Origin of the sequence: Vibrio sp. Vb1018, from assembly GCF_033338775.1 — a bacterium.
Taxonomy (GTDB): Bacteria; Pseudomonadota; Gammaproteobacteria; order Enterobacterales; family Vibrionaceae; genus Vibrio; species Vibrio alginolyticus.
In genome coordinates, this window is record NZ_JAWOTI010000005.1 from 152,665 (window position 1) to 175,419 (window position 22,755).

Annotated in this window: 21 protein-coding genes; 13 read left to right on the forward strand and 8 right to left on the reverse strand. The window is 45.5% G+C overall.

The annotated features are described in order from the left end of the window. The first annotated feature begins 168 nt into the window (after positions 1-168). Both R7Z10_RS07905 and R7Z10_RS07910 read left to right on the forward strand, forming a co-directional pair. Complete coding sequence (locus tag R7Z10_RS07905; protein WP_053303078.1) at positions 169-549, forward strand: hypothetical protein; 381 nt, start codon at positions 169-171, stop codon at positions 547-549. Between the two features lie 48 nt (positions 550-597). Further along, positions 598-816: a hypothetical protein gene (locus tag R7Z10_RS07910; RefSeq protein ID WP_005389537.1), complete on the forward strand. Its 219-nt coding sequence runs from the start codon at positions 598-600 to the stop codon at positions 814-816. A gap of 103 nt (positions 817-919) precedes the next feature. Here the strand turns inward: R7Z10_RS07910 and R7Z10_RS07915 are convergent, their stop codons facing one another. After that, positions 920-1,735, reverse strand: coding sequence for a sterol desaturase family protein (locus R7Z10_RS07915; protein WP_031781345.1), 816 nt, complete (start codon positions 1,733-1,735; stop codon positions 920-922). A gap of 140 nt (positions 1,736-1,875) precedes the next feature. Between R7Z10_RS07915 and R7Z10_RS07920 the strand changes: the two genes are divergently transcribed. Together R7Z10_RS07920 and nagK are read left to right on the forward strand one after the other, a co-directional pair. After that, a complete protein-coding gene (locus R7Z10_RS07920; RefSeq protein ID WP_137281986.1) occupies positions 1,876-2,625 on the forward strand; it encodes a tRNA-uridine aminocarboxypropyltransferase in 750 nt (249 codons plus the stop codon). A gap of 174 nt (positions 2,626-2,799) precedes the next feature. Continuing rightward, positions 2,800-3,708, forward strand: a complete 909-nt coding sequence (nagK, locus tag R7Z10_RS07925; protein WP_318104562.1) for an N-acetylglucosamine kinase — start codon at positions 2,800-2,802, stop codon at positions 3,706-3,708. A 219-nt stretch (positions 3,709-3,927) separates the two neighbouring features. Here the strand turns inward: nagK and R7Z10_RS07930 are convergent, their stop codons facing one another. The 6 genes from R7Z10_RS07930 to R7Z10_RS07955 all read right to left on the reverse strand — a co-directional run bounded on the left by R7Z10_RS07930 (position 3,928) and on the right by R7Z10_RS07955 (position 8,902). After that, the gene (locus tag R7Z10_RS07930; RefSeq protein ID WP_005377584.1) at positions 3,928-4,194 is read right to left on the reverse strand and encodes a DUF2960 domain-containing protein; all 267 of its coding nucleotides are present in this window, start codon (positions 4,192-4,194) and stop codon (positions 3,928-3,930) included. Positions 4,195-4,268: 74 nt separating this feature from the next. Next, positions 4,269-6,047 (reverse strand): bifunctional molybdopterin-guanine dinucleotide biosynthesis adaptor protein MobB/molybdopterin molybdotransferase MoeA, encoded by a 1,779-nt coding sequence (locus R7Z10_RS07935; RefSeq protein WP_318104564.1) that lies wholly within the window; start codon positions 6,045-6,047, stop codon positions 4,269-4,271. After that, positions 6,044-6,631 (reverse strand): molybdenum cofactor guanylyltransferase MobA, encoded by a 588-nt coding sequence (mobA, locus tag R7Z10_RS07940; RefSeq protein ID WP_005377572.1) that lies wholly within the window; start codon positions 6,629-6,631, stop codon positions 6,044-6,046. The genes R7Z10_RS07935 and mobA overlap by 4 nt, the downstream gene beginning before the upstream one ends. Then, on the reverse strand, positions 6,609-7,328 hold the full coding sequence (locus tag R7Z10_RS07945) for an energy-coupling factor ABC transporter ATP-binding protein (RefSeq protein ID WP_025766658.1): 720 nt from the start codon (positions 7,326-7,328) through the stop codon (positions 6,609-6,611). Before R7Z10_RS07945 ends, mobA begins: the two co-directional genes overlap by 23 nt. A 50-nt stretch (positions 7,329-7,378) precedes the next feature. Beyond that, on the reverse strand, positions 7,379-8,077 hold the full coding sequence (locus R7Z10_RS07950; protein WP_005396188.1) for an ABC transporter permease: 699 nt from the start codon (positions 8,075-8,077) through the stop codon (positions 7,379-7,381). Between the two features lie 6 nt (positions 8,078-8,083). Next, on the reverse strand, positions 8,084-8,902 hold the full coding sequence (locus R7Z10_RS07955; protein WP_318104567.1) for a substrate-binding domain-containing protein: 819 nt from the start codon (positions 8,900-8,902) through the stop codon (positions 8,084-8,086). Between the two features lie 334 nt (positions 8,903-9,236). On the opposite strand from R7Z10_RS07955, the gene R7Z10_RS07960 reads away from it, so the two are divergent. From R7Z10_RS07960 to R7Z10_RS07970, 3 genes are all read left to right on the forward strand, one after another. Next, on the forward strand, positions 9,237-10,688 hold the full coding sequence (locus R7Z10_RS07960) for a sigma-54 dependent transcriptional regulator (protein ID WP_025766656.1): 1,452 nt from the start codon (positions 9,237-9,239) through the stop codon (positions 10,686-10,688). Beyond that, on the forward strand, positions 10,678-12,717 hold the full coding sequence (locus R7Z10_RS07965; protein WP_318104569.1) for a cache domain-containing protein: 2,040 nt from the start codon (positions 10,678-10,680) through the stop codon (positions 12,715-12,717). Before R7Z10_RS07960 ends, R7Z10_RS07965 begins: the two co-directional genes overlap by 11 nt. Positions 12,718-12,933: 216 nt before the next feature. Further along, on the forward strand, positions 12,934-14,526 hold the full coding sequence (locus R7Z10_RS07970) for an ABC-F family ATPase (RefSeq protein ID WP_318104571.1): 1,593 nt from the start codon (positions 12,934-12,936) through the stop codon (positions 14,524-14,526). 240 nt (positions 14,527-14,766) lie between these two features. On the opposite strand, the gene R7Z10_RS07975 is transcribed toward R7Z10_RS07970, so the two are convergent. Continuing rightward, positions 14,767-15,591, reverse strand: coding sequence for a formate dehydrogenase accessory sulfurtransferase FdhD (locus R7Z10_RS07975; protein ID WP_017820681.1), 825 nt, complete (start codon positions 15,589-15,591; stop codon positions 14,767-14,769). A gap of 323 nt (positions 15,592-15,914) precedes the next feature. On the opposite strand from R7Z10_RS07975, the gene R7Z10_RS07980 reads away from it, so the two are divergent. From R7Z10_RS07980 to R7Z10_RS08005, 6 genes are all read left to right on the forward strand, one after another. Next, positions 15,915-16,379 (forward strand): DUF3305 domain-containing protein, encoded by a 465-nt coding sequence (locus R7Z10_RS07980; RefSeq protein ID WP_017634910.1) that lies wholly within the window; start codon positions 15,915-15,917, stop codon positions 16,377-16,379. Further along, positions 16,369-16,995 carry a DUF3306 domain-containing protein gene (locus R7Z10_RS07985; RefSeq protein ID WP_318104573.1) on the forward strand — a complete coding sequence of 209 codons (627 nt, stop codon included), beginning with the start codon at positions 16,369-16,371 and terminating at the stop codon, positions 16,993-16,995. The genes R7Z10_RS07980 and R7Z10_RS07985 overlap by 11 nt, the downstream gene beginning before the upstream one ends. Before the next feature lie 311 nt (positions 16,996-17,306). Further along, positions 17,307-18,968 carry a 4Fe-4S dicluster domain-containing protein gene (locus R7Z10_RS07990; protein WP_318104576.1) on the forward strand — a complete coding sequence of 554 codons (1,662 nt, stop codon included), beginning with the start codon at positions 17,307-17,309 and terminating at the stop codon, positions 18,966-18,968. Positions 18,969-18,977: 9 nt separating this feature from the next. Then, positions 18,978-19,604 carry a molecular chaperone gene (locus R7Z10_RS07995; protein ID WP_005377544.1) on the forward strand — a complete coding sequence of 209 codons (627 nt, stop codon included), beginning with the start codon at positions 18,978-18,980 and terminating at the stop codon, positions 19,602-19,604. A 73-nt stretch (positions 19,605-19,677) separates the two neighbouring features. Next, positions 19,678-19,878, forward strand: coding sequence for a twin-arginine translocation signal domain-containing protein (locus R7Z10_RS08000; protein WP_005377542.1), 201 nt, complete (start codon positions 19,678-19,680; stop codon positions 19,876-19,878). Between the two features lie 10 nt (positions 19,879-19,888). Next, positions 19,889-22,744 carry a formate dehydrogenase subunit alpha gene (locus tag R7Z10_RS08005; RefSeq protein ID WP_318104578.1) on the forward strand — a complete coding sequence of 952 codons (2,856 nt, stop codon included), beginning with the start codon at positions 19,889-19,891 and terminating at the stop codon, positions 22,742-22,744. The last annotated feature ends 11 nt before the right edge of the window (positions 22,745-22,755 follow it).

Here is a 22,755-nt window from a genome sequence, read left to right on the forward strand (position 1 = left end):
AAAGCAAACACTATGCTTCTACTAGAAGCAAATAAAGAAGGTAGAGTAGCCGTTACTGTTCTCATCGTGTTGATAATGGCACTGTCGATCTCAAAAATGGCGATGAGATTACAAATGTTTAAGTGACTTCTATATGCTTTGCTCATTCATTCAGATAAGGAAACGGTAATGGATAAATTCGTCTTGTTTCTCTTATGCCTTTTTATGACAGTTGGCGGAGTGGTTCATCTTTATGACAACATTGTTGGTGGCTTTTTACCTTACGATTTTGCGCCACGCTGGTTGAATATGTATTGGAGCGCTTTGGGACTATTGGACTTATTAGCAGCGTATCTATTGGTCAAGCATCACCGCTCTGGCATAGTCGTTATGTTATTGATTCTTATAACCAATGTTATCTTTAGTTCCCACGCTCACTATACATTAGAAATATTAGATAACAACGTCGCCCTACAAATGAAGACACTGTTTTTAGGGTTCTCATTTGGGGTATCTATCTGGTTATGGAATGCGCGAAAACATAGTCAATCGCGCCAAATATTTCGTTAATTATTATTTTCACAACACTCGATTAAGGATTGTAAACAGGGACTCGTTATGAACGATTTTAAAGACTTGGCCAGTTTTGCTGGTTTCAGCGTACTGACAGGTTTGAGCTTTGCCACCACTTTCTTCAGCCTTGCTTTTCTATACAGCTCAATAGAAGCACAGCAAGTAATGAACACCAATGCTTTGGCATGTGCAGTGCTTGGTGTTGTTGGTTTATTTGTTGGTATTACTCAGCTAAACAAAAAGCGTCAGCTAGCAGAAAACTAATCTGTTCTTACACATCATGATGATGAAGTAGTGTTTAACTGGGGTTTAGGCTTGGTCTATTCGTTTTGTTGACATACTTCATCCAACAATATTTTTTCAACCATTACTTCTTCTCTTTATTGTAGCGAAAGGGCTGCGTTAAAAGCTTATCTAATCTTTGCTCTTCTTCGTCTCTAATTTCCGGCACACCAATAACAACATCATCATGACCCAACTTAGGCTGAGCTCGGTATGTCCCAAAAAAGCGGTCCCAAACTGAAAGGAAAAAACCAAAGTTTGAGTGGGTCTCTTTTACTATCACTGAATGGTGCACGCGATGCATGTCTGGTGTAACGATGACGTTTCGCAGTTTTTGGTCTATGGATAAAGCCAGTTTTGCATTACTGTGATTAAACATCGCGCTCGCATTAAGCACAATTTCAAATACCACAATTCCGATAGGTGAAACACCTAAGATAAACACGGCTGCAATTTTTACTCCCATTGAAATGATTATTTCGAAGGGATGAAAGCGTGCGCCTGTAGTGACGTCTATGTCGAGATCGGCGTGATGCATTCGGTGAATCTTCCACAGCGGCTTTACATGATGAAAGACAACATGCTGAGCGTAAATGACGAAATCAAGCAAAATGACGGTTAGAAAAATATTTAACCAAGCGGGGAGGGACAGAATATTGAGCAGCCCCCATTGTTGCTCCTGAGCTATGACCGCAGCTTGAAAGGCGGCGATAGGCATGATTAAAGCAATAACTAGGCTGTTAAAAGCGACCAATGACAAGTTATTGACCCAGCGAAACCTGCGCGAAGCGGTCAGTGTTTTTCTAGGCAATTTGTTTTCCCAAATGGCACAAAGCAATAATACGCCAAGGAAAAAGCCTAATCTGAGCCATGAGGGTTCTTGAAATGTCGTTTCTGTCACTGTCATTCCCTTATTTATTTCTTTATCTATGACCGAGATAAGAGTGAATTTATTTCAACACACTGCTGATGGGCTTATCTTGAGGCGAAACCATAATATCAGTAGAATCGCGCTCTACTTTTTACTTGGCATTACTTACCATGAGAATTCACGCTTTCCACCGTTTATATCAGTACCGACAATCTATCTCAACCAAGCCTTTCAACGCGCGTGGATGTAAAGTGGTTCGTTGCCAATATTGCCAGGTTTCTGAGCAACACTGTTTGTGCGACCTTCAGCCAAACATCAAGGCCAATATTGCATGTATGTTGATTGTTTCTGAAAACGAAGTGTTTAAGCCAAGTAATACCGGTCGTCTAATCGCTGATACGATTCAAGAGACTTACGTGTATCAATGGAACCGAACAGAACCGTCTGAAGAGATGCTCGCGCTACTACAGGATGACAGCTACCAACCGGTGATTGTATTTCCTGCAGACTATGTGGATGATCCCTCCCGTTTAATTGAAGATCTAGAGCCAGCGCGATTAGTAAAAGAAGATGTCGAGAACAAAAAATGGTTGCTGATCTTTATTGATGGTAGCTGGCGTGAGGCACGAAAGATATTCCGTCGTTCTGATTTTCTTAAATCTTTGCCTGTGCTTTCCATTGAGCCGGAATCTCTGTCTGAATACATCATGCGCCGCTCCGAGAATGAGCAGCATCTTTCAACCGCCGAAGTCGCGACATTAGTTTTAAAACAAGCTGGTGAGCCTAAAGCTGCGGAATGCCTTCAATTGTGGTTTGAAGCCTTCAGAGAAACTTACATGCTGAGCAAGACTCGAGTCAAAAACGACCCTAACCAGCCACACTTGAAACGTTTCAAAGAGTGGATGAAAACCGAGAGCTGACTCTAAGGAATGAGCTTTTGTTGATGGTATGTTGTTCAACTGGCTTCGGTGAGGGGATAAATCTGCATTCGGTCACGGTTTGCAGGCGTACAGATATGGATAATGCCATCAGTTTATACTTTTGACTCTAGCCATTTTGAGAGTCGTTTGAAGCATTTTTTAGGAGAGAAATACATGTATTACGGCTTTGATGTCGGTGGCACTAAAATTGAATTTGGTGCATTTAACGAGAAGCTTGAGCGTGTAGCGATGGAACGTGTACCTACACCAACAGACAACTACGAGCTGCTGGTTGATACCATTGCGGAATTGGTGAATAAATACGATACAGAGTTTGGCTGCGAAGGTACGATTGGTCTTGGCTTGCCAGGTATGGAAGACGCAGACGATGCAACGGTACTAACAGTTAACGTTCCTGCGGCAAAAGGCAAACCACTTCGTGCTGATCTGGAAGCTAAAATCGGTCGCAGCGTAAAAATTGAAAACGATGCAAACTGTTTCGCGCTTTCTGAAGCCTGGGACGAAGATCTTCAAGATGAACCATCTGTACTAGGTTTGATCCTTGGTACTGGTTTTGGCGGTGGCTTTATCTACGAAGGTAAAGTATTCTCTGGCCGCAACCACGTAGCGGGTGAGGTAGGTCACACACGTCTTCCTATCGACGCATGGTTCCACCTAGGCGAAAACGCACCATTACTGGGTTGTGGCTGTGGCAACAAAGGCTGTTTAGATAGTTACCTATCTGGTCGTGGTTTCGAGCTTCTTTACGCGCATTACTACGGCGAAGAGAAGAAAGCGATCGACATTATTAAAGCGCACGCAGAGGGTGAAGAGAAAGCAGTAGAGCACGTCGAGCGCTTTATGGAGCTGCTAGCAATCTGCTTTGCAAACCTGTTTACTGCAACAGACCCACACACCGTTGTACTTGGTGGAGGCTTATCTAACTTCGAATTGATTTACGAAGAGATGCCAAAACGCATCCCTAAACACTTATTGTCTGTAGCTAAGTGTCCTAAGATCATCAAAGCAAAACACGGTGATTCAGGTGGTGTACGCGGCGCTGCGTTCTTAAACATCAAGTAGTGACTGAAATCTTACTCGATACAAAGTAAGAAGAAATTTAAAGCCCCGTTTAGACCATCAAGGTAAAACGGGGCTTTTACTTGTATATCGAAGTAACTTATATACCCAAGTAACTCATATACCTAAGTAATTTCGGTATGCTCGGGTATGGATCATGAACAAAAGTAGCATGCATAAAAAACTCACGACGAATCGCGAGTTTTCTGTTTGTAGCTAAGCTTATTTGTTCTTTTTGCCTACGCCTAGGTTTTCTTTTTGAGCTAGGGTGATTTTACTAAAGCCTAATTTTCTGAAGTAGTTGTCGCGGTAGTTGCGCACCGCTTTAGTGTCAGACACTGCTTCAATTTGTTGCTCCATCTTTAGGAACTCAGTGATATCGATACCTTCTGCTTCTGCAACCGCTTCTTGAATGTTGCGGTGTTGCTGGTATGAGAACGTCAGTTCTTTGTCTTGGTCTTTGTAAGTGTAAAGAATGGTGCGAGCCATAGCTGTCTCTCTGAAAAGGTTTCGGTATTAAACAAAAAGGCCAGACTCGCTGACCTTTGAATTTCTAGTTTGGGCTAGATTCTGCCTTGAAGTGGGATAATTGTCACGCTTTCTCCCGCTTTTACTGTATCAATAGCTGGGGAGATTTCGATCAAACAGTTTGCCTCACTCATTGAGCGTAAAATACCAGAGCCTTGCTTGCCTGTTGTACGAACGGTTAAACGGCCAGTGTTATCCAGTTCATAGATTCCTCGACTAAACTCGGTACGACCTTGGCGAGAGCGAAGGTTTTCAGTCGCGATGGCATTCACTTTCAGAGGCTTCCAGCCTTGTTCGCCTTGCATCTTACGCAGTGCAGGCTCAACAAAGTTGATGAATGAAACCATCACGGCAACAGGGTTGCCCGGCAGACCAAAGAACGGCTTGTTGTTGATTTGACCAAACGCTAATGGACGTCCCGGACGCATGTTGATTCGCCAAAAATCGATTTGACCAAGTTTATCCAAGGCAAGTTTGATGTAATCCGCATCACCAACGGATACGCCACCAGAAGTCATAACCACGTCTGCTTGCGCCGATGCGTTTTCCAACGCTTCAATCATTAACTGTTCGTTGTCTTCCTGAATACCGAAATCCAAGATCTCGCAGCCGAGCTTTTCAAGCATGCCCATGATGGTAAAACGGTTGGAATCGTAGATAGAATTCGCTTTTTGCTCTGTTCCTGGCGCTTGTACTTCGTCACCGGTGGAGAACACGGCAACTTTCAATTTGCGGAATACATTCGCTTCACCAAAGCCAAGCGAAGCGATCATGCCCATCTCTGGAGAGGCGAGGCGAGTACCTGCGGTAAAGACGTCACTACCGATAGCGAGATCTTCACCTGCTTGACGAACGTTTTGGCCTGCTTTGATGTTCGCGCCATTGAACGTGACTGTATCGCCATCTTGGGAAGCTTGTTCACGCATAACAACGGTATCACCATTGATAGGTGTTGGGGCGCCAGTCATGATCTTCACCGCTTGACCAACGTCCAGAGGTTGATCGTAAGCATGGCCCGCCATCACTTCAGCAACCACTTGGTAGCTATCGCGCTCAACATCATCACTGCGGATGGCATAACCGTCCATCGCGGAGTTGGTGTATTGCGGCACATTTACTGGTGAAACGATATGTTCCGCAAGAACGCGCCCGTAAGCATTTTCAATCTTGCATGCTTCTATTTCCGAAACCGTGTTCACCAAAGAAAGGATTTTCTCTTGGCCTTGAACCACAGAAAGGAAAGCTAGAGAAAGGGTATCGCAACATGCGGCTTCTTTCTCTTTGTTTTTTGGTGCTTTCGCTTCTTGAACATACTGAATAACGAACTGAGCAATCGCTTCAAGATCGTTGATGTTCATTTGTGGCAGTTCAGAGTCCAACTCGCCGCCGTCTGAAGCGATAGCGATGATGTTTTCATCGTTTGGATAAAGCCAAGGCTTGCCGACTTCTTCACGGTGCAATTCGATTTTAGGAAACGCGATGTTTTTGCAGCCTTCGACCAAAACCACATCAAGCATGTCTTCATCAAAACGTGTTAATAGGTATTCAAACTCCGCTTCGGCTTCTGGCGTTTCTGTCATTAACGCAAAACGGTTGCGAGAAGCAATCAGCATTTGAGATGCGCCAGCTTTGCGTAAACGGTAGCTGTCTTTACCCGGCTTATCGACATCGAAGTTGTGGTGCGCATGTTTTAGCATGCCAATGCGTAAACCTGCTTCAGTCAGCTTTGGCAATAGGGCTTCAAGTAGCGTGGTTTTGCCTGTGCCTGAATAAGCTGCAAAACCAAGAATAGGAATGTTTAGCGTGTATTTCATGATTCTAATTGTCCAAATTGCGCCAGTTCTTCCGGAGTGTTCAAGTTGACAAAACAGTTTGGTGAGTCGCTAAAGTCAACGTAACTGGTGTTGCACTCTTTGTAGAGCAGAATGATTTTGCGGTCGCCACGTTCTAAAAACGCGGTGAGTTTTGGCAGTACGCGCTTGTGGTAGAGCGTAAAAACAGGTTGCTGATGGTCACCATCATGCGCGACCAAAATATCGCTGTCTTCTTTGACGAACTGGCAGAAACGCTCAACAAGGTCGGTGTTAATTTGTGGACTATCGCAAGGTACAAATCCGACCCAGTCAGTTTCAGCATGCATCAAACCCGCGTGAATACCGCCCATAGGCCCAGGGAAATCTTTGAATTGATCACTAAATACGAAACCAAATTTGCTGTACGCATCTTGGTTTCGGTTGGCATTAATTAAAATGCGTGGAGTTTGTGGAGATAAACGTTCAATAACGTGTTCGATGAGTGGCTTCTGATTTAACTCAATCAGACCTTTATCTTTTCCACCCATACGGCTGGCTTGGCCACCAGCCAAAATGACCCAACTAGTTTGTGTTGGTTGAAGCATATGCATTCTCTTGGGATGTTTCTTTTGGTATGACATACAACAGAGGAGACTCTATCAAAGTCTTGTCTTTAATCCACCACTGTTTTTTACATAAGTCGGTCAGTGCGTTTGCCTGATGGCTTGTCACCACGATACTGGAACCGCGATCCAAAAGATCTTTCGCCATCACCACCAATCGTTCAATGGATTCTTGGTCTAAAGACGCACTTGGCTCATCCATCAATAAAATCGACGGTTTTAAGATCCAAGCCCTTGCCATGGCAACGCGCTGTTTTTCACCGCCGGACAACACGGAAATATGTTCGTCCGCTAAGGTTTCTAAACCTACCATGCGCAGCGCGTGAATAACTTGAGCTCGCTTATCTTTTTGCGTGTCTTGTTGATATTTCACTCCATAGACTACGTTCTCATAAACAGTGCCGTCAAAAAGGTAAGGAGATTGATGGAGATAAATCACATCGACACGGCCGTTGCGGCGCGTCAGTCTTTTCAGCCACGTATCTTTTGGCGCAACAACATCGCCAGTAGAAGGTTTTAGCAAGCCAGCAAGGATTTTGAGTAGGGTAGTTTTGCCCACACCATTGTCACCCTTGAGATAAATGGCATCATTTGGGCCGATGGCTAACTCAGGGATGTGGAAAAGCACGCGCTCTTTAAAGCGCATGGATAACTGCTCGGCGGTGATTTTTATAGTCATAATGCGCCTCTACATGGGGTTAATGGTGAGTCGTTTGTTTGCTTCATGTTTTATGTTCTGAGGTAGCCTTTGCCTCTCATGCTTGATAAGAAGAAGTTTAGTGCCAACGCTAAAGATAGTAATACAATTCCTAATGCAACTCCTTGCGCAAAAGCGCCTTTGCTGCTTTCCATTGCGATAGCGGTCGGAATATTGCGCGTCACGCCCATAATGTTTCCGCCTACCATCATTGAGCAGCCCACCTCGGTTACGATACGTGAGAACCCTGCAATGATAGCTGCGAGTAGAGGAAAGCGGGTTTCCCAAATCATCGTAGCAGCCACGCGCGGAATGGAGACGCCTAGGGTGATGGCGGTTTCCACTGCGCGACGGTCGCTAGATTGCAATGCTCCATGCATCATCGATACCAAAACAGGGAAGCAGATCACCATTTGGCCGAAGATCATCGCCTTCTGAGTGAACAGCATTTGCCAATCTCCCCAAGGGCCAGCGCGTGATAGCAACATATACAACAAAAGGCCAATCACGACGGTAGGAACCGCTTGCAGCGTATTCACGATCGACAGCAAAAACCATTTGCCGCGAAAATCGGTATACGCCAGCACAAAGGACATCAAAATAGCCGGCAATACCACTAAGGATATTGCCGTGATAGAAACACTAAAGGAGACCGCGACGATCTCCCATAGGTCTGCATCAAAATTCACCAATAAGCGAAGCGCTTCCAGTGTTGTATCAGCAAGATTCATATTGCGTTATTTGCTCTCAGCATTCGCAACAAACAGTTGTTTACCGTTCAGGCGGAAACCATTGATAAGTTCCTGACCGCGAGGGTTCACCAACCAATCACTGAAAGCTTTTGCGCCTTGGTAGTTGATTGTTGGGTAGCGCTCAGGGTTAACAAGAATAACTTGGTACGGGTTAAACAGTTTTTCATCGCCTTGGAACAGAATTTCTAGATCCAATTTGTTTTGGTAAGCCAACCATGTACCGCGGTCTGACATTGTGTAGCCTTGCATTTCAGACGCCATGTTCAGAGTTGGGCCCATACCTTGACCTACGCTGCGGTAGCCACCAAAGTTTGGTTCGATTTTAGTTTGAGCCCAGAAGCCCATTTCTTTTTTGTGCGTACCAGAATCATCGCCGCGAGAGATGAACGTTGCGTTTTTGTTTGCGATCTCTTTGAATACATCTAACACGCCTTCGTCATTTTTGATTGTTGCTGGGTCAGCTTTCGGGCCTACAATCACAAAGTCGTTGTACATTAGCTTGCGAGGTAAAACACCGTAGCCTTTCTCAACAAATGCGCCTTCAGCTTTTGGTGCATGTGTCATCACCAAATCTACGTCACCGTTTTCGCCCATTTTTAAGGCTTTACCAGTACCTGCAGCAATAACATCGACTTTGTAGCCCGTGTCTTTTTCAAATTGTGGAAGCAGGTAATCAAGTAAACCTGAATGGTAAGTACTGGTTGTGGTTGCAAGGCGAACGTGTTCTCCGTCTTGAGCAGAAAACGCAGAGTAACTTACAAGCGTGATTGACGTTGCAGCCAGAGTTAGCGCAATTTTTTTCATTTTTATGTGTTCCTTTCCAATGATTCTTTGGAATCTCTCCAGGTTTTAGGGAGAAGCCTTTTTGGACGAGAGCGATTAGCGTAATACGCAAGTTGTCTCAGGGTGTTGGAATAAGCAAACATCAACATCCTGAGATCACTTAAATGCGCTCCGTATCCACCTTATAGCAAACAAGATGCCAACCTTTTACAAGCTTAAAGTGCTTGGTATATGCACTAAATCATGGGGTTATTTGCATAAAAGTTTGCGTTGGTACAAAATGTCGCACTTTTTGTAGGGTATCTCTGTTTAAACTTGGTACACTCTGTCCCATCGAAATCCATCTGGGGTAAATATGTCTACTCAATCCCATCTTAGTACAAACCAACAATATAGCGCCTTTTCCGTACTGGTCGTCGATGATGAATTAGGCATGCAAGCCATCTTGAAAAAGGCATTGGGTAAGCTTTTTTCACATGTCGATACAGCTGGTAGCATCGAAGAAGCAGAACAACTGCGTAATTCTCGACATTATGATCTGATCTTACTGGATATTAATCTGCCAGGGCGTTCTGGAATTGAGTGGGAAGAAGCGTTTGAAGATGATGACAAACGTGCCGATGTGATTTTTATGACGGGTTATGCGGATTTAGAAATTGCCATTCGAGCGCTACAGCTCGGTGCTTCCGACTTTATCCTCAAACCATTCAACCTTGAGCAGATGTTAAAAGCGGTCAGTCGCTGTATGGATCGCCGTTTGAACGAACGCATGCAGTACGCCATGACACGCGATTACCAGCGTCACAATACCTCAGAGATCATCGGCGGCTCAGAAAAAACGCGTCTGCTTAAGCAACTTATTAACCAATTTGCACCATCACGCGCTTCTGTTTTGGTGGAAGGTGAGTCGGGTACAGGTAAAGAGCTAGTTGCACGAGGTATCCACCAGGCGAGTGGGCGAACGGGCCCGTTTGTGCCAATCAACTGCGGCGCGATTGCACCTGAGCTTTTAGAGAGTGAGTTGTTTGGTCATACATCGGGCGCGTTTACCGGTGCAAAAAAATCGCGTGAAGGTTTGTTCCGTGTTGCTAACGGTGGCACCTTATTTCTTGACGAAATCGGGGAGATGCCACTTGCAATGCAGGCGTCATTATTACGTGTGTTAGAGCAGCGTACGATTCGCCCTGTCGGTTCAGAAAGAGAGATCAGTATTGATGTCCGTATCGTAGCGGCAACCAACCGAAACCTGCAAGAAGAGGTCAATCAAGGTAATTTCCGCAGTGACCTCTATTACCGTTTAAACGTTCTGAAAATTGAAGTGTGTCCGCTGCGAGAGCGCAAAACCGACTTATTTGAGTTGGTGCCATTTTTCAGCAACATGCTGACGCGCGAGCTCGGTATGCCTGCGCCCAAATGGGCGCACGAGGACATGGAAGCCATGAGTGAGTACGATTGGCCGGGAAACATTCGTGAGCTGAAAAACTTGATTGAGCGTTGTATCTTGCTTGGCAAACCACCTGCACACTATTGGCGAGAGCTGAATGGCGGGCATTCACTGCCTAATGTATCGATTACTGTTTCTCACTCAGCTGAGTTACCAACCTTTAAAGAAGGCAAAGAATTTACTGGCGAGGGCTATCCAAACAGCTGGACGTTAAAAGAAGTCGAGAAAGCACATATTAAACAAGTCGTTAACTTGCACGAAGGCAACAAATCAGCCGCTGCTCGCGACTTGGGCGTAGCTCGCAAGACCTTAGAACGTAAATACAAAGAATGGGATTCTGAGGATGAGGAATATGCCGACTAACGGCCCACAGCACAAAGGATTGTCAAAATGGACGCACCGTTTTAAAACCATGGTGCGTTATCGTTTGTTATTCTTAACCTCTGCGCCGATTTTCCTCACGTTGTTAGCTCTGATCGGCATTACCATTTATTGGTCTATTCATTACACGTGGCAAAATGCGCTGCTTGATGTCTCGGAACGTCTTGGTGTTGCAAATAACAGTGTAACGTTGTTACAGCAAAAGCAAGCCAATTACGTGCGGGCGTTTGCCGATTCGTACGATTTCCGTATTCGCATTAATAAAGGAACGCCACAAGGTGACCTGCAAAAGTGGGTCACAGAGCAGAAGAAAAGATATGCTTTAGATTTTCTCTCTTTCCAACGCGTTAATTCCATGGAAAACAAATTCCGCTTTATGGATCTCACCAAGCGCGAATCGTTTTTTGATGTACTCAATAAAGAAGAACTCGAACGCCTCGATCCTGAACTCGCCAAACGAGCAGAAGTGCCTATTCTTGCTGATGGTGACAGGGAGGCGCGTGGGCTAGTCAGTCGAACTGTGATTCCGGTATACAGCCAAGCGAACGATTTGATCGGCTTTCTGGATGGTGGTTTGCTCCTTAACAATAGTACAGTGCTGGTGGATCAAATCCGCGATCTCATATACTTAAGTGATAATGACCGCCTTCGCCCTGTGGGTACGTTGACGGTATTTCTCGATGATTTGCGTGTGAGCACCAACGTTCCTTTAGACAGCGATCATAGGCTAGGGCGCGCCATAGGCACTCGCGTGAGCGCAGAAGTGTATAACCAAGTACTTTCGAAGGGTAAACAGTGGGTTGATCGCGCTTATGTGTATGACGCTTGGTATATTACGGCGTATCAACCAATCAAAGACCAATACGACAATGTTATTGGTATGCTTTATACGGGTTACCTCATGTGGCCATTCGTTAAAGCCTACATGACCAACATTGCCGAAATCAGCTTGATTACGGTTATGTTATTGCTGGTTTCTGGCGTGATGGTATATCGCGGTTCTTATGATCTGTTTCGACCGATCGAACGCATTCACAAAGTGGTGAAGCAGGTCCAACAAGGTAAAGAAAAACGGATTGGCCCGTTAGGATTAGATGCCGATCATGAACTTGCGCAGTTAGCCAGACAGTTTGATGATATGTTAGACGCGCTAGAAGAGCGCAAAATTGAACTGAAAAACTCCGCAGCTCAACTTGAATGCAAAGTTCAAGAGCGTACGGCAAGCCTGAGAGAAAAAACCCAAGATCTTGAGCTGCATATTCAATTGCTTAACCAAACTCGCGACAAACTCGTTGTTCATGAAAAACTGGCAGCATTGGGAGAACTCACCGCGGGGATTGCTCACGAAATTAATAACCCAACCGCCGTGATTCTTGGCAACGTAGAATTGATCCATTTTGAATTGGGTGACGATGCAAGTCGAGTACAAGAAGAAATTGATGCGATTCACGCGCAAATTGATCGTATCCGCAATATCACACGCAGTTTATTGCAATACAGTCGACAAGGCGGTGTTCAAGATGAAATCACTTGGCAACATGTCAATCCTATCATTGATGAAAGCATCACCTTGGTTAAAACTGGCACCAAGAAACGCGACGTTGAGTTTGTGACTGACCTACAAGCGCATACGTCCGTTGAGATAAACCGTCACCACTTGCTACAAATCTTAGTTAATTTGCTAATGAACGCCATTCACGCAATGAGCGGTAAAGGAACTTTAACAGTAGTCAGTGAAGACTGGATTGAAGAGGGCGAAGTGAAAGGAGCTGCGATTCATGTTATTGATGAGGGCTGCGGTATTAAACCAGAAAACTTGAGTCGAATCTTCTCGCCATTTTACACAACGAAACGAGAAGGCACAGGGTTAGGGCTATCGGTTTCCCAAAGTATTCTCAGCCAAACGGGTGGTGAGTTAAAAGCAGAGTCTGAATGGGGAAAAGGCAGTAAATTCAGTATTTATTTACCTAAAAAAGCCGAACTGATCCTAGAGGTGACGAACATCGCTTAGTCACTTTTTTGAAGTATTAATGGAAAAAGAGCCACTGACGATAGTGGCTCTTTTTTGTATTTGATGACGCATTTATGTTTACGCTTTTGCTTCTTAGAAACCTTACAATGATTTCACTTGGAGTGAATTAATAAAAACAACACTTGCAGTATGTAGCATGAACAAGTACCGTTGCCCGGTTTTTCTAAATACACCCCAATTGCTAAGGTAAAGGTTTTGATCTCCACAGCGAATATTACTCAACAATTCGGCGCTAAGCCGCTATTCGAAAACATTTCAGTTAAGTTCGGCGAAGGCAATCGCTACGGCTTAATTGGAGCTAACGGTTGTGGTAAATCAACCTTTATGAAGATCCTCAGCGGCGAGCTTGAGCAAACCAGCGGTAACGTAAGCTACGATCCAAACGAGCGCGTTGCAAAACTGAACCAGGACCAGTTCGCTTACGAAGAATTTACGGTAATCGATACCGTTATCATGGGTCATAAAGAGCTATGGGAAGTGAAGAAAGAGCGTGACCGCATCTACTCACTTGCTGAGATGAGCGAAGAAGACGGCATGAAAGTGGCTGACTTAGAAGTTCAGTTTGCTGAAATGGACGGCTACATGGCAGAAGCCAAAGCGGGCGAGCTTCTTCTTGCTGTAGGTATCCCAATGGAGCAACACTTCGGTCTAATGAGTGAAGTAGCACCAGGTTGGAAACTTCGTGTGCTTCTAGCGCAGGTTCTATTCGCAGACCCAGATGTGATGCTTCTTGACGAACCTACCAACAACTTGGACATGGACACTATCCGTTGGTTGGAAGACACGCTAAACGCACGTAACTGCACAATGATCATCATCTCGCACGACCGTCACTTCCTAAACTCAGTATGTACGCACATGGCTGATTTGGATTACGGTGAGCTACGTGTTTACCCAGGTAACTACGATGATTACATGACGGCGGCTTCTCAAGCTCGCGAACGTCTACTAAACGACAACGCGAAGAAGAAAGCACAAATCGCTGAGCTACAAACGTTCGTTGCTCGTTTCTCTGCAAACGCATCGAAAGCAAAACAAGCGACATCTCGTGCTAAGCAAATCGACAAGATCAAACTGGATGAAGTTAAAGCGTCTAGCCGTCAAAACCCATTCATTCGTTTCGAACAGTCGAAAGAGCTGTTCCGTAACGCTCTGATTGTTGAAAACCTAAGCCAAGGATTCGAAGAGGACTTGTTCTCAGACTTCAATGCAATTTTTGAAGTGGGTGAGCGCGTTGCGATCATCGGTGAGAACGGTGTGGGTAAAACAACACTTCTAAACACGCTTGCTGGTGTGCTTGAACCGCGTGCGGGTGAGTACAAATGGTCTGAAAACTCAAACATCGGTTACTACTCGCAAGACCACGCGCATGACTTTGCAGAAGACATGAACCTAACGGATTGGATGGGTCAATGGCGTCAAGAAGGTGATGACGAGCAAGTCGTTCGTGGTTTCCTAGGTCGTATGCTGTTTGGCCAAGACGACATTAAGAAGTCAGTAAAAGTACTGTCTGGTGGTGAACAAGGTCGTATGCTGCTTGGCAAGCTGATGATGCACAAGCCAAACATGTTGCTAATGGACGAACCAACCAACCACATGGATATGGAATCGATCGAATCTTTGAACACTGCGCTTGAGCAATACAAAGGCACGTTGTTCTTCGTATCTCACGACCGTGTATTCGTAGACTCACTAGCAACGCGTATTATCGAAATCCGCGATGGTAAAATCACAGACTTTAAAGGCACTTACTCTGAGTTCCTAAAATCTCGTGGTGTTGACGCGTAATTACTCGCAAAGCGTTTAAAAAGCAAAAGCCTCGCTATTTAGCGAGGCTTTTTTGATATTTGGCCTTAATCCTTAAACTGACCGGTTATATACGCATAGAGCCCGACCACGCCAAAGGTAATAATCATAGAAAGCATGATACCGCTGGGCGTAAGCAGAAAATTCCACAATTGGTCATTATTCATAGTCCACATCCTCTGTGAATCCGCATTATTGGTTTTAGTTTACACTGAAAAGGTGTTATTGGTTGCCTTTTACATCAAATTCAACCTTGTCGGCTCCTGTAAACACTTGGAAGCGCAAACCTTTCGCACGCGCAATGGTTGTAATACCAAATTGCTTCGCTAGATCTAACCCCATTTGAGTAACGCCAGAGCGAGAAAGCAGAACAGGAATGCCCATTTGAGCCACTTTAATCACCATCTCTGATGTAAGGCGACCAGTTGTGTAGAAAATTTTATCTTCACCTGTTTCTTCTTTGAGCCACATCTCACCTGCAAGTGTATCCACTGCGTTGTGACGGCCGACATCTTCCACAAATGACAACACTTCATTACCTTTGCAAACCGCACAGCCGTGTACTGCGCCCGCTTTTTTGTAGGTGTCGTTGTAATGAGTTAACGCTTCCAGCGCAGAATAAATTTCTGACTGCTTAAGAGGAACTTGAGGCACTTGATAATTTTCAAGCTGCTTCATCACGTTGCCATACATAGTGCCTTGGCCACAACCTGAGGTGACGGTTTTCTTTTTCAGGGCGCCTTCTAAGTGTTCAGTGTTTTCTTTAGTAATCACCGCTGCGGAATGCGTTTCCCAGTCAATAATAACGGATTCAATCGCGGCTGGGTCGGACAGGAAGCTTTGGTTTTTTAAATAACCCAGTACTAGTGCTTCTGGACGCGAACCTAGCGTCATGAGCGTGACCACTTCTTTCCAGTTCAGCATGACCGTAAGAGGACGCTCGCACGCGATTTGCTTTGTCAGTTTTTCGCCGTACTCGTCGTACACATCGACTTCAATGGTTTGCAGGGGATTTTCACTGGTTTTAATAATGTTTGGTTTCAGCACAGTCGTGTCCTAGTGATTAAGAGCGTTAGGTTGCTACGCATTTTAGCTTGTTAAGTGGCTAGCAAATCTCATTCCAAAATAGCGGTTCCCACAGAAATTGCGAGGTTTTATGTCAACAATGCATTAAAACTGCGAGTTCGCAGTAATGACACATCAATACATTTGAGTTTCGTCTAGTTTGGTACTTATAGCCTGAGGGAGTATATAGACTAAGTTATATCAGCTTGGCGCGTTTATTGCTTCGAAGACAATAAAAATGGTCGAAAACGGGGGCAAAATGTCCTGTGTGTTTTCAGACCAAAAATAGAAAGACTGGGTGAGTTATGTCGGATAAGAAAGATTTCGAAAAAAATTACGAAAAGACTGAGGATACATGGCCAATCGGCGTAGAGCTTGTTGAGCATGAGATCAGTACAGGGATTTGGGTGACAACCCAATGGCAGTTGACAGGATTTGCGCTGAATCCGACGGAAGAGACTCCAGATGTTTGTCCGTTGCAATTACATAAAGATGAACGTACAGACTACCGCTTTAACTTAAGCTCTCTGCAACCTAAACTCTTTTTAGTGATGGATAACGTCGAGTCTGGTGAAAAACCAGCGATACAGTTACTGACGGCTTCACAATCTGTTGCGGCGCAATATATGGATGGTGATAACCTTGTACTATCTAACGATATGCCGTTAGCCGTTCAGGCTTGGATGGAAGCCTTTATCGGTCGCCACGGTGAGTTGTTAGAAGTAAGACGTAAGAAACGCAAAGGAGCGGGCAGAGCAAATGGCAACTAGTTTTTTAAGCCGTTGGTCGAAACGTAAACTAGAAGAATCTTCCCAACATGATGAAGAGATCACGCCGATAGCAGAGACGGAGCAATCCGAAGATAGTGTCACAGCGCTTTCAAACGCTGACGAAAGCTTAGATACTTTGAACGTCAATGAGGATAGTCAGGCTCCAGACATTACCGCGAGTGTAGAGACTGAAAAAACCGAAGAAATGTCTGTGGCGCAACTGCTGGTTTCTGAAGCTTCAGAAAGCGTTAAGAAAGCTGCGCTGCGCAAAATGTTCTTGTCCGAAGAATTTAACGTGCGTGACGGCCTAGACGATTACGATGATGATTACAGCAACTTAAAGTCACTTTCTCAAGACGTCGCTGAGACGCTGCGTGATTGGGTTAAAGATAAAGTGGAAGACGAACCAGACGCTGAAACTGCGCAAGGGTCTGAGCTTAACGCTAACGATATCGCATCTGAGGTAGTTGAAGACGCAGAGTCAAACACCGACAAAAGTGGCCAAATTACTCAAGATGAAAATGAACTGTATATAAATACAGTATCTGGCGAAAGTGATACTTTTGCTGAAGAATCACAGCCTAACGAGGTGAGACAAAATATACCACATAAATAATAGGTACATTTTGACTAAACACTCAATGAGCCGGCTGAGACAAAATGTCTCAACCGGTTTTTTTATCCCTACTATTTGTCAGTAAAATTGATAACCTATTGATTTTCAGTTGATATTTTATTGGCATGACACTTGCTATTTGTTGCTCAATACCAATCTGGTTGAAGTTAGTACGGACGCACTGCGTAGTATTCATCGCCTATAGATGGCGGAATAAGAATTCTCATTGATAAGTTAATCAGCAGAATCTCCGGCGCTAACTACACTAAGAGATGGAAAAGACTATCCATGTTCATAAATGGAATTGAGCAATGCTGAAACAATTATTAGAACAAGCAACTTCCAATAACGGTAAAGCGAGGCTGTACGCTTTCGAAAATACCGTAGAGTTGACCAATCTTATTCCACCAACCGTAAGCTATGAAAGCGGCGGTAATACTTTGATTGTGGGCCCAACAGCAATCATCGAAAGTGCGGCAGCGCAATTGTCGCAAATGAACAGCCTAACGCTGCTTTCTACCGATGGCGAAAAGGGCACAAATCCCGAGCTTTATTACGCCAATTCGGTTCAGGTTTCAGGGTTCTTAGGTACGTTTGAAGTTCTGATTGAAAATCATGGTTTGACCAACAACCTTGCCAAGGTCGCGACCAATAGCGATTGTTTCGATATCGTACTCGATCTTTGCCTTAACAGCTGCATGTCGGAAGAAGTCCCAGTACCGGGCTACTACCCAGTAGGTCGTGGCTATCCGAAACTGGCTGCAGCGTTGGAAGAGATTCCAACCTTAATGGGGACGTTCGATAAACCGAAATTCTTCCGTTTAGATACCGATTTATGTGCACACAGCTCTCGTGGCGTAAAAGGTTGCGAACGGTGTGTGGATGCTTGTCCGGCAGGGGCACTATCGAGTGAAGGCAGCGACAGAACGGGCCATCGCATCGAGATCAACCCATACCTATGTCAAGGCGTGGGTACTTGTGCTACAGCGTGTCCGACAGAAGCGATTCATTACGCACTGCCAAACCCTGAAGATACGCAAAAGTTTATTGAACGTACGCTCGCCAACTATGAGCAAGCGGGTGGTTTAGATCCTATCGTATTGATTTGTAGTTCTCGCCACGAGAGCTACAACGTGATGGCACTAAAAGCACTGCCAGATAATGTGATTCCAATTGTGGTGGAAGAACTGCCTTCGGTTGGTATTGATACTTGGTTCGCCGCGCTTGTGAATGGTGCTACTCAGGTGCTGTTTGCGGCTTCACGTTTTATGCCTCAAACCATTATTCGTGTGCTTAATAGCGAAGTAGGTATTGCTCAAGAGCTGCTCGGTCAGCTTGGTATCGCCAAAGAAACCATCGACATTCTGTATCTAGAGTCACTACGTGAAGGTGCTCCGACACTTTGTACCGAGTCTTTTGATTTGGCATTAGGAGACTTGCAAGGCAACAAACGTCAGCGTCTATTTACGGCGTTGGATGCGTTGTCCGCATCACGTATTCCAGTTGAGAACATTGTTGAACTTCCAGCGAACGCACCTTACGGCACAGTCTCTTGTGAAAGTAAAGATTGTACGTTGTGTATGAGCTGTGTGGCGGTGTGTCCAACACGTGCATTGCATACGGACGGTCGATCTCCGTCACTTAAATTCGTCGAGCAAGACTGCATTCAATGTGGGCTGTGCGAGAAAGCGTGTCCAGAGAAAGTGCTGACGCTTACTCCTCGTATGAACTGGGTGAAAGAAGAACGCCAGAAAGCGGTTGTGATTCATGAAGAAAAGGCAGCCGAGTGCATTCGTTGTCACAAGCCTTTTGCTCCGCAATCGATGATCGACATGCTACAAAACAAGTTACGCGGTCACTCTCATTTCTCTGATGAAGCGGCGATCAATCGTATCGCGATGTGTGAAGACTGCCGTGTGATCGACATGTTTGAGTCGATGGCAGAAGACCCAATGAAACAACTGAAATACTAGGAGCTCGCAGTGGACACACAACAAGAACAAACACTGAGAACAGACATTTATCTCGTACTATCTGCACTTTTTCGTAGTGCGCCTAGTGATGAAATGCTGGCGTTCCTGAAGTCGCTAGAAATTGAACCGTCTGAGAGCGCGATGCAAAAAGCTTGGCTCGCACTGCAACAAGCCGCGAACGAAACGCAGCGAGAAGCGTTAGAAGAAGAATATCAAGATCTGTTTATTGGCATTGGACGTGGTGAAGTTGTGCCATTCGGATCTTGGCATCGCACTGGCTCGATGATGGAAAAACCGTTAGCGGAAATTCGTCGCGATTTGGATCTTTTAGGCATCGAACGAGAAGAGAACGTGAAAGAGCCTGAAGACCATATTTCTGCACTGTGCGAAGTGATGGCAATGCTGACAGGTGAAGAGGAAGAACTTCAGCAAGCGGTGTTTAACAAACACATCGCCCCTTGGTTCCAATCTTTTACGCGCCAACTAGAGAGCGCAGAAAGCGTGAACTTCTACAAGCCAGCTGCACAGCTTTGCGATGCGTTTTTAACGTTAGAGCAAGTGCGCTTTAGCGTGAACACCAAAAGCAGTAAGAACAAATTAAAAATTGATGTGAAAAACGTCACTGATTACGAGTAATCGAGCAGTACTTGGTCATATCGATAGAGAGGCATGAGTCTCCAAAGATCTACCGTAAGGTAAGGAAGCAATGATGAAAGATAATAAAGAAATAAACACAAGCCGTAGGGATCTCCTAAAAGGCTTCACAACCGCTGCCGTTGCCGGTGCTGTTGTTGCGGGAACCACGAAAGTGGCCGTTGCTTCAGAAACGGTTGAGCCTTCTGAAAACGACGTGAAGAAGAAAGGGTATCGTGAAACTCAACACATTCGCGATTACTACGACACACTTTAGGAGATAACGGATGAAACTTGTCAAACGCTCCGACAGTGTGAGCAAAGAAACGAACCAGCTTGGCGTATCTCGTCGTGCATTCATGAAAAACACTTCGCTTGCCGCTGGTGGCGCAGTGGTTGGTGCTAGTCTATTTGCACCGGGAATGATGAAAAAAGCGCAAGCAAAATCTGTCGATCCAGAAGCGAAAACAGAAATAAAACGTACTATCTGTTCTCACTGTTCAGTGGGTTGTGGTATTTACGCAGAAGTTCAAAATGGTGTTTGGACGGGTCAAGAGCCTGCATTCGACCACCCATTTAACGCCGGTGGTCACTGTGCAAAAGGTGCAGCACTGCGTGAACATGGCCACGGTGAGCGCCGTCTTAAATACCCAATGAAGCTTGAAAACGGTAAGTGGAAAAAGCTTTCTTGGGATCAAGCGATCGAAGAAATCGGTAACAAGGTGATGGACATCCGTAAAGAGTCCGGCCCTGATTCGGTTTACTTCTTGGGAAGCGCAAAGCACAGCAACGAACAAGCGTACTTGTTCCGCAAAATGGCATCACTTTGGGGTACGAACAACGTTGACCACCAAGCGCGTATTTGTCACTCAACAACCGTGGCGGGTGTAGCGAACACTTGGGGTTACGGTGCGATGACCAACTCTTTCAATGACATGCACAACTGTAAGTCGATGCTATTCATTGGTTCAAACCCAGCTGAAGCACACCCAGTAGCGATGCAGCACATTCTGATCGCGAAAGAGAAGAACAACTGTAAGATCGTCGTAGCGGATCCTCGTCGTACACGTACGGCAGCAAAGTCGGATCACTATGTATCACTTCGTCCTGGTTCTGACGTAGCATTTATTTGGGGTGTGTTGTGGCACATCTTCGAAAACCAATGGGAAGATAAAGAGTTCATCCGTCAACGTGTATTCGGTATGGATGAAATCCGTGCTGAAGTAGCGAAATGGACGCCAGCAGAAGTTGAGCGCGTAACAGGCGTAAGCGAAGAAGACGTTTACCAAACAGCAAAACTGCTTTCTGAAAATCGCCCGGGCTGTATTGTTTGGTGTATGGGTGGTACTCAGCATACTACTGGTAACAACAACACACGCGCTTACTGTGTGCTTGAGCTAGCGCTTGGTAACATTGGTAAATCAGGCGGCGGTGCAAACATCTTCCGTGGTCACGATAACGTACAAGGCGCAACCGACCTTGGCGTACTTTCTGACACGCTACCTGGCTACTACGGCCTTTCTGAAGGCGCTTGGCGTCATTGGTCAAAAGTGTGGGAAATCGATTACGAATGGATCAAAGGTCGTTTCGATGACAACGCTTACAGCGGTCAGAAACCAATGCACAGTGCAGGTATTCCTGTATCTCGTTGGGTTGATGGTGTACTGGAGAACAAAGACAACATTCGTCAGCGCGAAAACATCCGTGCAATGTTCTACTGGGGACACGCAGTGAACTCTCAAACACGTGGTGTTGAGATGAAAAAAGCGATGCAGAAGTTGGACATGATGGTGATTGTGGACCCTTACCCAACGGTTGCTGCGGTAATGAACGACCGTACCGACGGCGTTTACCTGCTTCCTGCAACAACACAGTTTGAAACACACGGCAGCGTTACCGCATCTAACCGTTCTCTACAATGGCGTGAGCAGGTGATTGAACCTTTGTTTGAATCAAAACCAGACCACGAAATCATGTACCTGCTTTCGAAGAAACTGGGCTATTCCGATCTTCTGTTCAAAAACATCCGTGTTGAAAACAACCAGCCGGTGATTGAAGACCTAACGCGTGAATTCAACAAAGGCATGTGGACGATTGGTTACACAGGCCAAAGCCCAGAGCGTTTGAAAGCGCACCAACAAAACTGGCATACGTTCCACAAAACCACATTGGAAGCGGAAGGTGGCCCTGTCAACGGTGAAACCTATGGTCTACCTTGGCCATGCTGGGGCACACCAGAAATGAAACACCCAGGTACACACATTCTGTACGATACGTCAAAGACGGTTGCAGAAGGTGGCGGTAATTTCCGTACGCGCTTTGGTGTGGAATTTGAAGGCAAGAGCCTTCTTGCAGAAGACAGCTACTCGAAAGGCTGTGAAATCAAAGATGGTTACCCAGAGTTCACTGACAAGTTATTGAAACAACTTGGTTGGTGGGACGACCTAACTGCTGAAGAGAAAGTGGCAGCAGAGGGTAAAAACTGGAAGACTGACCTTTCTGGCGGTATTCAGCGTGTCGCGATCAAGCACGGTTGTATTCCATTTGGTAACGCGAAAGCGCGTGCGATTGTTTGGACGTTCCCAGACCGTGTGCCACTGCATCGTGAACCACTTTACACACCACGTCGTGACCTTGTAACGGACTACCCAACTTGGGAAGACAAAGATGCAATCTTCCGTGTACCTACGTTGTATAAATCCATTCAAGAGCAGGACAAATCGGGCGAGTACCCAATCGTTCTGACTTCTGGCCGTCTGGTTGAATACGAAGGTGGTGGTGAAGAGACGCGTTCAAACCCTTGGCTTGCCGAGCTTCAACAAGAAATGTTTGTTGAAGTGAACCCGAAAGACGCGAACGATCTTGGCTTCAGAGATGGTGATGATGTTTGGGTTGAAGGTGCAGAGAAGGGACGAATCAGGGTGAAAGCGATGGTAACACGTCGTGTGAAACCTGGCTTGGCGTTCATTCCGTTCCACTTTGGCGGTAAGTTCGAAGGTGAAGACCTACGTCCTAAATACCCAGAAGGTACACAGCCTTACGTTGTTGGCGAATCGGCTAACACGGCAACCACTTACGGTTACGACCCGGTTACCTTGATGCAGGAAACCAAAGTAACCCTATGTAACATTCGTAAAGCGTAAGGAGTCTGACA